General features: G+C 71.2%; 9 protein-coding genes. 7 read left to right on the forward strand and 2 right to left on the reverse strand.

Translation table 11 applies throughout. The features are described from left to right. Positions 1–19 precede the first annotated feature (19 nt). The gene (locus tag ACZ79I_RS28345) at positions 20–214 is read left to right on the forward strand and encodes a DUF6191 domain-containing protein (protein WP_471500706.1); all 195 of its coding nucleotides are present in this window, start codon (positions 20–22) and stop codon (positions 212–214) included. A 15-nt stretch (positions 215–229) separates the two neighbouring features. On the opposite strand, the gene ACZ79I_RS28350 is transcribed toward ACZ79I_RS28345, so the two are convergent. Together ACZ79I_RS28350 and ACZ79I_RS28355 are read right to left on the reverse strand one after the other, a co-directional pair. After that, on the reverse strand, positions 230–1393 hold the full coding sequence (locus ACZ79I_RS28350; protein WP_471500708.1) for a PQQ-dependent sugar dehydrogenase: 1164 nt from the start codon (positions 1391–1393) through the stop codon (positions 230–232). A 107-nt stretch (positions 1394–1500) separates the two neighbouring features. Beyond that, on the reverse strand, positions 1501–2499 hold the full coding sequence (locus tag ACZ79I_RS28355; RefSeq protein WP_471500710.1) for an aldo/keto reductase: 999 nt from the start codon (positions 2497–2499) through the stop codon (positions 1501–1503). Positions 2500–2574: 75 nt separating this feature from the next. Here ACZ79I_RS28355 and ACZ79I_RS28360 point away from each other — a divergent pair, with 75 nt between their 5' ends. From ACZ79I_RS28360 to serA, 6 genes are all read left to right on the forward strand, one after another. Continuing rightward, entirely contained in the window at positions 2575–3516 is a 942-nt protein-coding gene (locus ACZ79I_RS28360; protein WP_471500712.1) for a 2-hydroxyacid dehydrogenase, read from the forward strand. Positions 3517–3860: 344 nt separating this feature from the next. Further along, entirely contained in the window at positions 3861–7034 is a 3174-nt protein-coding gene (locus ACZ79I_RS28365) for a putative bifunctional diguanylate cyclase/phosphodiesterase (protein WP_471500714.1), read from the forward strand. 224 nt (positions 7035–7258) lie between these two features. Further along, positions 7259–9115, forward strand: coding sequence for an acetolactate synthase large subunit (locus tag ACZ79I_RS28370; protein WP_471500716.1), 1857 nt, complete (start codon positions 7259–7261; stop codon positions 9113–9115). 20 nt (positions 9116–9135) lie between these two features. Further along, positions 9136–9660, forward strand: coding sequence for an acetolactate synthase small subunit (gene ilvN, locus ACZ79I_RS28375; protein WP_471500718.1), 525 nt, complete (start codon positions 9136–9138; stop codon positions 9658–9660). 144 nt (positions 9661–9804) lie between these two features. Next, the gene (ilvC, locus tag ACZ79I_RS28380) at positions 9805–10803 is read left to right on the forward strand and encodes a ketol-acid reductoisomerase (RefSeq protein ID WP_381087114.1); all 999 of its coding nucleotides are present in this window, start codon (positions 9805–9807) and stop codon (positions 10801–10803) included. Between the two features lie 311 nt (positions 10804–11114). Further along, complete coding sequence (serA, locus tag ACZ79I_RS28385; RefSeq protein ID WP_471500720.1) at positions 11115–12704, forward strand: phosphoglycerate dehydrogenase; 1590 nt, start codon at positions 11115–11117, stop codon at positions 12702–12704. The last annotated feature ends 76 nt before the right edge of the window (positions 12705–12780 follow it).

Here is a 12780-nt window from a genome sequence, read left to right on the forward strand (position 1 = left end):
TCCGGGCCGAGGAGGCGCCGTGTTCAACATGTTCGAGGAACTGTTCGCACCGGGCCGCAAGCACACCCACGACGAGAAGCGGCGCCTGGAACTGACCCGCGTGGACACGACCGACGGCGACCCGGGCCGCGGCCCCATAGACCTGGCGTCGGGGAAGGTGGTCATCCGCCTGCCCGGCCCGGCTCCCGCCGAGCCCGAGGCCGACGCGACCTGAACGGCGCCGCCCGCCCTACGACACCTCCAGCTCCAGGATCCGGTCGTCGCTCTTCGACGGCCTGCCCCGCCCGTCCGTGTTGCTGGTCATCAGCCACAGCTTGTCGCCGCCGGCCGCGACCACCGTGCGGAGCCGCCCGTACGCACCGGTCAGGAACGCCTGCGGCGGCGCGGAAGCCCGGGTCCCCTTCAAGGGGATGCGCCACAGCCGCCGGCCGCGCAGGCCCGCCATCCAGATGGACCCCTCGGCGTAGGCGATGCCGCTGGGGGACGCCTCGTCGGTGTGCCACTGGGCGATCGGGTCCTGGTACGCGGAATTGCCGGACCGGCCCTCGGCCTCCGGCCAGCCGTAGTTGCCGCCCGGCCTGATCGCGTTCAGCTCGTCCCAGGTGTCCTGGCCGAACTCCGAGGCGAACAGCCGCTGCCTGCCGTCCCAGGCCAGCCCCTGGACGTTGCGGTGGCCATAGGAGTAGACGGGCGAGCCGACGAACGGATTGCCGGGGGCCGGCCGTCCGTCCGGGGTCATGCGCAGGATCTTGCCGCCCAGCGAGTTCCTGTCCTGGGCCAGACCCCGATCGCCCGTTTCCCCCGTGCCCGCGTACAGCATGCCGTCCGGACCGAACGCGATCCGGCCGCCGTTGTGGATGAGGCCCTTGGGGATGCCCTTGAAGACCGTGTCCGGCGCGCCCAGTTGCTGTCCGGCCGGCTTCTTCGCGTCGTACAGCATGCGCACGATGCGGTTGTCCGAGTCCGTCGTCAGGTACGCGTAGACCAGATGGTCCGAGGCGTAGCCGGGGGAGAGGGCGATGCCCAGCAGACCGCCCTCGCCGGCGGCCGCGACCCCGGGCACCGAACCCAGCTCCGTCGTCCTGCCGGTCCGCTCGTCGATCCGCGTGATCGTCCCGTCGTCGCGGGAGGAGACCAGCAGCCCGCCGCCGGGCAGCGGGGCGAGGCCCCAGGGTGTCCTGAGGTTCCCGGCGACCGTACGCACCACCCGGACCGCCCCTCTCGCCGGCGGGGTCGACTCGGCCGGCGACCCTGAGGACGGCGACGCCGGTCCCGTGCCCGTCGGCGGGACACTCCTGCCGCCGCCCGGCGTGCCGCCTCCGCCGGACGAGCAGCCGGCCGTCAGCAGGAGCGCGGTCGCGGCCGACACGGCCCACACAGCTCGATGGTGCACGTTCCAGGTCCCTTCGACGCGGGGCTTGTTCCCTTCCTACACCGCTCGCGCCCGCAGCGTTCCCCATGACGGCCGGAACCCGCCGCATCCACCGTTCTCCGGCCCGGTCAGTCCCACGACCCCTGCGCCGGCGGCAGCCCGGCCAGCTCCGCCAGGTCCCGCGGCGTCAGCCGCAGCCCGGCCGCGCCCGCGTTCTCCTCGACCCACCGCCCCCGCTTGGCGCCCGGCAGCGGGACCACGTGCCGCCCCTGCGCCAGGACCCAGGCCAGTGCCACCTGGGCGGGCGTGACGTCCTCGCCGTGGCGGTGCGCCACCCGGCGCAGCCCCGCCACGATCGGCTGGTTGGCCGCCATCATCTCGGCCGTGAAGCGGGGGTGCCGGGCGCGCAGGTCGTCCGCCTCGAAGCCCTCGCCCGGCGTGAGCGTGCCGGTCAGGAAGCCGTTCCCGAGCGGCATCGCCGCCAGGAAGCCGATCCCGCGCGCCGCGCACCAGGGCACGAGTGCGTCCAGTGCCTCCGCCGACCACACCGACAGCTCGGCCTCCACCGCGCTCACGGGGAACACCTGCTGCACCCGCTCCAGCTGGCGGATCGTGCCGTCGTACAGCCGAGTCCCGGTCCGCCGCCCGCCCCGTGCGCCCACCGCGCACAGCCCCAGCGACCGCACCTTGCCCGCCCGCACCAGCTCCGCCATGGCCCCCCACGTCTCCTCGACGGGGACCTCGGGATCCGCGCGGTGCAGTTGGTACAGGTCGATGACGTCCGTCTGCAGCCGGCGCAGCGACGCGTCGCAGGCGCGCTTCACATAGGCGGGGCGGCCGTTGGCCACGATGTGCTGCTCGCCCACCAGCAGTCCCACCTTGGTCGACACGAACGCCTCGGCGCGCCGCTCCCTCAGCACCCGGCCGACCAGCAGCTCGTTGGTGAACGGCCCGTACATGTCGGCCGTGTCGAGCAGTGTCGTCCCCAGATCGAGTGCCCGGTGCACCGTCCGCAGCGATTCGTCGCCCCGCTGCCGCGAACCGGAGTACGCCCAGCTCATCGGCATGCATACGAGTCCGACGGCCCCCACTTCGAGCGTTGCCGCGCCGATCGTCCTGCGCTCCACCTGGCCGTGTCCTCCCTCGTCCCGCGTCCCAAACTAACCAATGGGGTGCGGGGTCCTTCGCATAGCCTCCCGACCATGACCGATGATGTGTGGCTCCCGTTCCGCGCCGACGAGATAGAGGGGCTCCCGGAGGGCCTCGGCTACCGTTTCTGGGACGGTGACGAGGACTTTCCCGCCGACCCCGCCGACTGCGCGTTCTACGTCGTGCCCTATATGAAGGGCGGCGAGGTCGCGCTGCGTCCCCTGTCCGCGATGACATCCGTCCGTGTCGTGCAGACCCTCTCCGCGGGCATCGACCACGTCGAGCCGGGCCTCGGCCTGCTGCCCGGAGGGGTGCGGCTGTGCAACGCGGCGGGGGTGCACGACGCCAGCACCGCCGAGCTGGCGCTGGCGCTGATCCTCGCCTCGCTGCGCGGCATCCCCGACTTCGTCCGCGGGCAGGATCGCGAGGAGTGGCGGGCCGGGTTCCGCCCGGCGCTCGCCGACAAGTCCGTCCTCATCGTCGGATACGGGTCCGTGGGCGCCGCGATCGAGGACCGGCTCGCGCCGTTCGAACTCGCGCGGGTGGCGCGCGTCGCGCGCCGCGAGCGGGAGACGGCGCGCGGCCTTGTGCATCCCGTCTCCCGATTGTCCGAACTTCTTCCCGGTGCCGATGTCGTGGTGCTCGTCACGCCGCTCACGGATGCGACGCGGGGCCTGGTCGACGCGGAGTTCCTGGCCCGTATGAAGGACGGTGCGCTGCTGGTCAACGTGGCCCGCGGCGGTGTCGTCGACACCAAGGCGCTGCTGGCCGAGCTGCAGACCGGCCGGATCACGGCCGCCCTGGACGTCACCGACCCCGAACCGCTGCCGGCGGGCCATCCCCTGTGGCATGCGCCGGGCGTTCTGATCAGCCCTCATGTGGGCGGTCCCACCTCGGCGTTCTGGCCCCGGGCCAAGCGCCTCCTGAGCGCCCAGCTGAACCGTTTCGCACGGGGAGAACCGCTGGCGAACGTGGTGCGGACGACCGGCACGTGACGGCGGGTGGGCGCGGGCGGCGCGCAAAGAAGCGGCAGGCGTGCGAAGAACTGTGCGGCGCACGTTTCCAGCCATGCCCGCGCCCCCTGCCTCGGCTGCCCTCCGGTCGCACCACCGGCGCGCGCGTCGAATCCCGCTCGCTACGTGCGCGCTTCGGGCACACTCCGCAGTCCCTCGTACGCGGTATGTGTACGCAACTCCCCTGTTCGTCACGGAGCGTAGAGAGAGTATGTCCCTGAGTGACGAGACTGGTGTATCGTCCCGACAGGGGTGGCGCCGCGACGGTTCGGCGCCGGGGATGGAATTTTGAGACACGCGAGGGGGGCGACGGCGATGCACGGCCCATGGACCAACCATCCGACGCGGCGAGGCCGCGGGCGGCGACTCTGGCGAGCGGCGACGCGCAGACGCGGCCACGGCGGCCACGGCGGTCATCACCATCACCACCGCCGGCCCGGCGGCCGCAAGAGGCCTGCCCACCCAGCGCGCCGCGACCGGCGGGAGGCGGCGGTGCCCCGGACCGGGAGGGCCCGGTGAGTTCCCCGGGAGCGCTGCTGGCCCGGCGTCCGGTGCGGAGAGACCGGACGAGCCTGGTACCGCCGCTCGCCGTGGCCCTGGTGTGCGCGGCCTACGCCGTCGGTTCCGCGCTCGGCTGGGGCTCCCGGGAGCTGGCGCTCTTCATGGGTGACTTCGGGCTGAGCGCCGCTGCGGGTGTCGCGTCGGTCTCGTGCCTCTTCCACGCCCGCAGCCGTCAGGGCCGTTTTCGCCCCGCCTGGCTGCTGTTCTCGCTCTCCTCCGCCATGACGGCGCTCGGCAACGGCGTCTGGGGCTGGTACGAGGTCGTCCTCGACCGTCCCGTCCCCTCGCCCAGCTGCGCCGACCTGTTCTTCCTCTGTTTCGCTCCGCCCGCCATCATAGGACTGCTCGTGCTCGCCAAAAGGCCCGTCACCAAGGCGGGTTGGGTATGTCTCGTGCTTGACGCCTGGCTCATCGGCGGCTCGCTGCTCACCCTCTCGTGGAGCCTCGCGCTCGCCCAGGCGGCCACGTTCGAGGGCCCCAGCGTGGCACACACCGCGCTCTCGCTCGCGTACCCGCTGCTGGACATCGCCCTGATCAGCATGGTGGTCGCCCTGCACTTCCGGCGCTCGGCGGTGAACCGCTCCGCGGTGAACACCGCCATCGGCGCGCTCGCCCTGACCGTGCTGTGCGACGCCCTCTTCACCTCGCCGCTGCTGCACAGCAACTACCACTCGGGTCAGCTGCTGGACGCGGGCTGGTTCTCCGGCTCGCTCCTCCTCGCCTATGCCCCCTGGGTCGGCCCCCGGCCGGGGCAGCCGGACGGCGGAGGGCACACGCGCGTGGTGCACGAGCACGTACCGGGCCGGTGGCACACGGCACCGCGCGGAGAGGACCACCAGGGAGGGCGCCCGCATCCGCCCGCCCCGGACCCGGCCCCCGACCGCGGACTGCCGCAGGACCCCGACCGCGACCGGTATCCGGCCACGCGCCCCATCTCCGGATCGCTGGCCGCGCTCACGCCCTACCTGGCGGCCGCGGTCTGCACCCTGGGGATCCTCTACAACGTCCTCAACGGCCACCGGGTCGACCGCGTGGTGCTCATCACCGCGGGCGCCGTGGTGCTCGCGCTCGTCGTGCGCCAGGGCATCATGCTGCTCGACAACATCACACTCACCCAGGAACTCGCGCAGAAGGAGAACCACTTCCGCTCCCTGGTGCAGGGCTCCAGCGACGTCATCATGATCGCCGCGCCCAACGGCATCCTCCGGTACGTCTCGCCGGCCGCCGCCGGCGTCTACGGACGGCCCGCCGAGGAACTCGTGGGCACCGAGCTCGCCGCGCTCATCCACCCGGAGGACCTCGGCTGCGTGGTGCACGAAGTGCGCCGCTTCCTCACCGCCGGCCACGCGGAGGAGCCCACCACCCGCATCGAGTGCCGCTTCAGGTCGGGCGACGGCGGCTGGCTCAACGTGGAGTCCACCGTCAACCGCCACCAGGGCGGCCTGATCTTCAACAGCCGGGACGTGACGGAGCGGGTGCGGCTGCAGGCACAGCTGCAGCACAACGCCGAGCACGACCCGCTCACCGACCTGCCCAACCGCGCCCTGTTCACCAGGCGCGTCCGGCAGGCGCTGTCCGGCCGCCGCGCCTCCGACCGCGGCACCGCCGTCCTCTTCATCGACCTCGACGGCTTCAAGGCCGTCAACGACACGATCGGGCACCAGGCCGGGGACGAGCTGCTCGTCCAGGCCGCCCGCAGACTCCAGGACGCGGTGCGGCACGGCGACACCGCCGCCCGTCTCGGCGGGGACGAGTTCGCCGCCCTGATCGTCGGCGACGGCACCCGCGACCGCTCGGCGCGCGAACGCCACATCCTCGAACTCGCCGACCGGCTCCGGGTCACCCTCTCCCAGCCCTACGACATCGACGGCAACGATGTCCGGGTCGCCGCGTCCATCGGCGTGGCCTTCTCCGAGCCCGGCCTGGACGCGGGCGAGCTGCTGCGCAACGCCGACCTCGCCATGTACCGGGCCAAGGCCGCGGGCAAGGGCCGCGTCGAGCTCTACGGGCCCCAGATGCAGCAGGACGCCGTACGGAGGACGGAGCTGGCCACCCGGCTGCGGTCCGCCCTGCAGGACGGCGAGTTCACTCTGCTGCACCAGCCCGTGGTGTCTCTCGCGGACGGCCGGATCGCGTCGGTCAGCGCCCAGGCGCGCTGGCGCTCCTCCCAGGGGGTGCTCTTCACGCCCGAGGAGTTCCTGCGCGTCTCCGAGGACGGTGACAGGACCGCCGAGCTGGGGCGCTGGATGCTGGAGAAGGCCGTCGAGCAGGCCGCCGAGCGCACGGCCACCGGGCTCGCCGTGCCCGTCGCCGTCCGGATGAGCGCCCGCCGCCTCCTCGACCGGTCCCTGCCGCTGGGCTCGGTGGAGGCCCTGCTCACTCGGCACGGCCTGGCCTCGGGCGCCCTCCTGATCGAGCTGTCGGGCGTCGAGCCGAGGATCTCCCTGGAGGATCTGGAGCGCAGGCTCGGCGCCCTGCGCAGGATCGGGGTGCGGGTCGCCCTGGACGGCCTCGGCAGCGGCTGTGCGGCCATCACGGCGCTGCGCCGGCTGCCCGTCGACGTCCTGAAGCTGGACCGCGGTCTCGTCGAGGGGGTCGTCGAGTCGGCACGGCTGCACAAGATCACCAGTGGGCTGCTGCGCATCGCCACCGACCTCGGGCTGCAGTCGCTCGCCGACGGCGTGGACCTGCCCGAGCAGGTCGTGGCGCTGCGCGCGATGGGCTGCACCCATGGCCAGGGCATGGCGTTCTCCGGTCCGCTGGACGAGTACCGGCTGCGCCGGGCGCTCACGTCCGGCCACTATCCCGTGCCGTACGGCCCGGCGGAGCCGGCGTTTGCCGGCGGTGGCGCAGGGGTGTACACCAGCGGTGTGGCCGCCGTCTTCGGAGGCGGAGCGGCTTTACGCTCACATAATGAGACTCCTGTCCCACCAACTTGACATCGGCGGCGTGCGGGGGGAGGGTCAGTGCCATGCGCACCCGAATTCTCGTACTTGGACAGCGCGTCGGCTGAGCTGGACCGACCGGACATGCACCGGAACACCCAGCGACCACACCCGGCGCGCTCCCCTCGCTTGCCTCATGGCACGAGGGGTTTTTTGTTGCACAGGCACCAGCCGTACAACGCCCGAACTTCGCAAAAACCCTCAGCATCGAGAAGAGAATGCCGATGACCGAGCAGGCCACCGGGGCCCACCATCCGCAGCCGCGGCCCCGATCCGGAGGACAGCACTCCGCCCCCGAGCACGTCACGGGTGCGCAGTCCCTCATCCGCTCTCTCGAGGAGGTCGGCGCCGAGACGGTATTCGGTATTCCCGGCGGCGCGATCCTTCCGGCGTACGACCCGCTGATGGACTCCCGGCGGGTGCGCCACGTGCTGGTGCGGCACGAGCAGGGCGCGGGCCACGCGGCCACCGGGTATGCGCAGGCCACCGGCAAGGTCGGCGTCTGCATGGCGACGTCGGGCCCCGGCGCCACCAACCTGGTGACCCCGATCGCCGACGCCCACATGGACTCGGTGCCGGTGGTCGCGATCACCGGCCAGGTCGCCTCCAAGGCGATCGGCACAGATGCCTTCCAGGAGGCGGACATCGTCGGCATCACGATGCCGATCACCAAGCACAACTTCCTGGTGACGCGCGCCGAGGACATCCCCCGGACGATCGCGGAGGCGTTCCACATCGCCTCCACCGGCCGCCCGGGCCCCGTCCTCGTCGACATCGCCAAGGACGCCCTCCAGGCGCAGACCACCTTCAGCTGGCCGCCCGTCACGGACCTGCCCGGCTACCGTCCGGTGACCAAGCCGCACGCCAAGCAGATCCGTGAGGCCGCCAAGCTGATCACCTCCGCCCGGCGGCCGGTCCTCTACGTCGGCGGCGGCGTCCTGAAGGCGCACGCCACCGCCGAGCTGAAGGTCCTCGCGGAACTCACCGGAGCGCCCGTCACCACCACCCTGATGGCGCTCGGCGCATTCCCCGACAGCCACCCGCTGCACGTGGGGATGCCGGGCATGCACGGTGCGGTCACCGCCGTCACGGCGCTGCAGAAGGCCGACCTGATCGTCGCCCTCGGAGCCCGCTTCGACGACCGCGTCACCGGCAAGCTGGACAGCTTCGCCCCGTACGCCAAGGTCGTCCACGCCGACATCGACCCCGCCGAGATCGGCAAGAACCGCATCGCCGACGTGCCGATCGTCGGCGATGCCCGCGAGGTGATCGCCGACCTGATCCAGGCCGTCCAGAAGGAGCACAGCGAGGGTCACAAGGGCGACTACACCGCCTGGTGGAACGACCTGAACCGCTGGCGCGAGACGTACCCGCTCGGCTACGACCTGCCCGAGGACGGCACGCTCTCCCCGCAGCAGGTCATCGAGCGCATCGGCCGGCTCGCGCCCGAGGGCACGATCTTCGCGGCGGGCGTCGGGCAGCACCAGATGTGGGCCGCGCACTTCATCCAGTACGACAGGCCCGCCACCTGGCTCAACTCGGGCGGCGCCGGGACGATGGGGTACGCGGTCCCGGCCGCGATGGGCGCGAAGGCCGGCGCCCCGGACCGCACGGTCTGGGCGATCGACGGCGACGGCTGCTTCCAGATGACCAACCAGGAGCTGACCACCTGCGCCCTGAACAACATCCCGATCAAGGTCGCCATCATCAACAACGGTGCCCTCGGGATGGTCCGCCAGTGGCAGACCCTCTTCTACAACCAGCGGTACTCCAACACGGTGCTGCACTCCGGTCCCGAGGCGGACGGCACCCAGCCGAGCGCCGGCACCCGCGTGCCCGACTTCGTGAAGCTCTCGGAGGCCATGGGCTGCCACGCGATCCGCTGCGAGTCCCCGGACGACCTGGACAAGGTCATCCAGGAGGCGAACGCCGTCAACGACCGGCCCGTCGTCGTCGACTTCATCGTCCACGAGGACGCGATGGTGTGGCCGATGGTCGCCGCCGGCACCTCCAACGACGAGATCATGGCCGCGCGGGACGTCCGCCCCGACTTCGGCGACAACGAAGACGACTGAGTGAGAGCTGAGTGAGAACCATGTCCAAGCACACCCTCTCGGTCCTCGTCGAGAACACGCCCGGCATCCTCGCCCGGATCGCCGCCCTGTTCTCCCGCCGCGGCTTCAACATCGACTCGCTGGCGGTCGGTGTCACCGAGCACCCCGACATCTCCCGCATCACCATCGTGGTGAACGTCGAGGACCTGCCGCTCGAACAGGTCACCAAGCAGCTCAACAAGCTCGTCAACGTGCTGAAGATCGTCGAGCTGGAGCCGTCGTCGGCCGTTCAGCGGGAACTCGTTCTGGTGAAGGTGCGCGCCGACAACGAGACGCGCTCCCAGATCGTGGAGATCGTCCAGCTGTTCCGCGCCAAGACCGTCGACGTCTCCCCGGAGGCCGTCACCATCGAGGCCACCGGCTCCAGCGACAAGCTGGAGGCGATGCTGAAGATGCTGGAGCCGTTCGGCATCAAGGAGCTGGTCCAGTCCGGCACGATTGCGATCGGCCGCGGCGCCCGTTCGATCACCGACCGCTCGCTGCGCGCCCTCGACCGCTCGGCGTAGGACCCGGCGAAGATCTCCCGTACGGCCGGAAACGGGCGGCCGCCCCAGTGGCCGGCCGCCCGTATTCCGAGACCCCGAGACGTCCCTTCCCCCCACCGTCATACGGTGGGACGCAACATCTGCACTCCAAGGAGAGAACCCAAAGTGGCCGAGCTGTTCTACGACGCTGACGCCGACCTGTCCATCATCCAGGGCCGCAAGGTCGCGGTCATCGGCTACGGCAGCCAGGGCCACGCCCACGCGCTGTCGCTGCGCGACTCGGGCGTCGACGTCCGGGTGGGTCTGCCCGAGGGCTCCAAGTCGAAGGCGAAGGCGGAGGAGCAGGGGCTGCGCGTGGTGACCCCGGCGGAGGCCGCCGCCGAGGCAGACGTGATCATGATCCTGGTGCCGGACCCGGTGCAGGCCCAGGTCTACGAGGAGTCCATCGCGCCGAACCTGAAGGACGGCGACGCCCTGTTCTTCGGCCACGGCTTCAACATCCGCTTCGGCTTCATCAAGCCCCCGGCCGGCGTGGACGTCTGCATGGTCGCCCCGAAGGGCCCGGGCCACCTGGTGCGCCGCCAGTACGAGGAGGGCCGCGGCGTCCCCTGCATCGTGGCCGTCGAGCAGGACGCCTCCGGCAACGGGTTCGCGCTGGCGCTGTCGTACGCCAAGGGCATCGGCGGCACCCGGGCCGGTGTCATCAAGACGACCTTCACCGAGGAGACCGAGACCGACCTGTTCGGCGAGCAGGCCGTTCTGTGCGGTGGCACCTCGGCGCTGGTCAAGGCCGGCTTCGAGACCCTGGTCGAGGCGGGCTACCAGCCGGAGATCGCCTACTTCGAGTGCCTGCACGAGCTGAAGCTGATCGTGGACCTCATGTACGAGGGCGGCCTGGAGAAGATGCGCTGGTCGATCTCCGAGACCGCCGAGTGGGGCGACTACGTCACCGGCCCGCGCATCATCACGGACGCCACCAAGGCCGAGATGAAGAAGGTCCTCGCGGAGATCCAGGACGGCTCGTTCGCCCAGAACTGGATGGACGAGTACCACGGCGGTCTGAAGAAGTACAACGAGTACAAGAAGCAGGACTCCGAGCACCTGCTGGAGACCACCGGCAAGGAGCTGCGCAAGCTCATGAGCTGGGTCAACGAGGAGGCGTAAGCCGTGCGCCCGAGGGGCCGGAGCCGAACGCTCCGGCCCCTTCGGCGAACTGTGGGTAACGCCTGGAGACGGGCGTTGTCCAGCCCGTCCATCACGGACGGGTGATCCTTCCGCAGCGGCGTAATACGACGCGTGCGACGCCACTACACTGCTGCACTAAGAACGCGTCAGGCCCACAGCGTCGTGCGTCTTCCACGCGGCTAAGCGACACCGAGGAAGTGCAGGCACGCCCCGCGCCGCCCCGGTGCCACTCCCCTCCACCGCCTGCGGCCGTCGGGACGGCCGTCCGCACTGGACATGTGAGGACTCACGTGAGCTCGAAACCCGTCGTACTCATCGCTGAAGAGCTGTCGCCGGCGACGGTCGACGCCCTCGGCCCCGACTTCGAGGTCCGGCACTGCAACGGCGCGGACCGCGCGGAGCTGCTGCCGGCGATCGCCGATGTCGACGCCATTCTGATCCGCTCCGCCACGAAGGTGGACGCCGAGGCCATCGCGGCCGCGGGCAAGCTGAAGGTCGTCGCACGAGCCGGCGTCGGCCTGGACAACGTGGACGTCTCCGCCGCCACCAAGGCCGGCGTGATGGTCGTCAACGCCCCCACCTCGAACATCGTGACCGCCGCCGAGCTGGCCTGCGGTCTGCTCGTCGCCACCGCCCGCCACATCCCGCAGGCCAACGCCGCGCTGAAGAACGGCGAGTGGAAGCGCAGCAAGTACACGGGTGTGGAGCTCGCCGAGAAGACCCTCGGCGTGGTCGGCCTCGGCCGCATCGGCGCGCTGGTCGCGCAGCGCATGTCCGCCTTCGGCATGAAGGTCGTCGCCTACGACCCCTACGTGCAGCCCGCGCGGGCCGCGCAGATGGGCGTCAAGATGCTGTCGCTGGACGAGCTGCTGGACGTCTCCGACTTCATCACCGTCCACCTCCCGAAGACCCCCGAAACGGTCAACCTGATCGGTACCGAGGCGCTGCACAAGGTCAAGCCGGGCGTCCGCATCGTCAACGCCGCGCGCGGCGGGGTCATCGACGAGGAGGCGCTGTACTCGGCCCTCAAGGAGGGCCGGGTGGCCGGCGCGGGCCTGGACGTGTACGCGAAGGAGCCCTGCACGGACTCCCCGCTGTTCGAGCTGGACCAGGTCGTGTGCACCCCCCACCTGGGCGCGTCGACCGACGAGGCGCAGGAGAAGGCCGGCATCGCCGTCGCCAGGTCCGTGCGCCTCGCCCTCGCCGGTGAGCTGGTGCCGGACGCGGTGAACGTCCAGGGCGGTGTGATCGCCGAGGACGTCAAGCCGGGCCTGCCGCTCGCCGAGAAGCTCGGCCGGATCTTCACCGCGCTCGCGGGCGAGGTCGCGGTCCGGCTCGATGTCGAGGTGTACGGCGAGATCACCCAGCACGATGTGAAGGTGCTGGAGCTGTCCGCGCTCAAGGGCGTCTTCGAGGACGTCGTGGACGAGACGGTCTCGTACGTCAACGCCCCGCTCTTCGCCCAGGAGCGCGGCGTCGAGGTGCGCCTGACCACCAGCTCGGAGTCCACCGACCACCGCAACGTCGTCACCGTGCGCGGCACGCTGGCGGGCGGCGAGGAGGTCTCGGTGTCCGGCACGCTGGCCGGCCCGAAGCACCACCAGAAGATCGTGGCCGTCGGTGAGTACGACGTGGACCTGGCGCTGGCCGACCACATGGTCGTGCTGCGCTACACCGACCGCCCGGGCGTGGTCGGCACGCTGGGCCGCATCCTCGGCGAGGCGGGCATCAACATCGCGGGCATGCAGGTGTCCCGCGCGATCGCCGGCGGTGAGGCCCTCGCGGTCCTCACGGTCGACGACACGGTGTCGCAGAGCGTCCTGACGGAGGTGGCCGAGGAGATCGGCGCCACCTCGGCACGCTCGGTGAACCTCGCCTGAGTCCGGCTCGTCCGAGTCCGGCAACACGGCAACACGGCAACACGGCAACACGGCAACACGGCAACACGGCAACACG

The sequence above is a fragment of the Streptomyces sp. PSU-S4-23 genome, assembly GCF_055632315.1.

Excerpts from the sequence above, each read along its gene's own strand:
- ACZ79I_RS28360 (WP_471500712.1), top strand. The coding sequence starts at position 2,575 with ATGACCGATGATGTGTGGCTCCCGTTCCGCGCCGACGAGATAGAGGGG.
- ACZ79I_RS28365 (WP_471500714.1), top strand. The coding sequence starts at position 3,861 with ATGGACCAACCATCCGACGCGGCGAGGCCGCGGGCGGCGACTCTGGCG.
- ACZ79I_RS28370 (WP_471500716.1), top strand. The coding sequence starts at position 7,259 with ATGCCGATGACCGAGCAGGCCACCGGGGCCCACCATCCGCAGCCGCGG.
- ilvN (WP_471500718.1), top strand. The coding sequence starts at position 9,136 with ATGTCCAAGCACACCCTCTCGGTCCTCGTCGAGAACACGCCCGGCATC.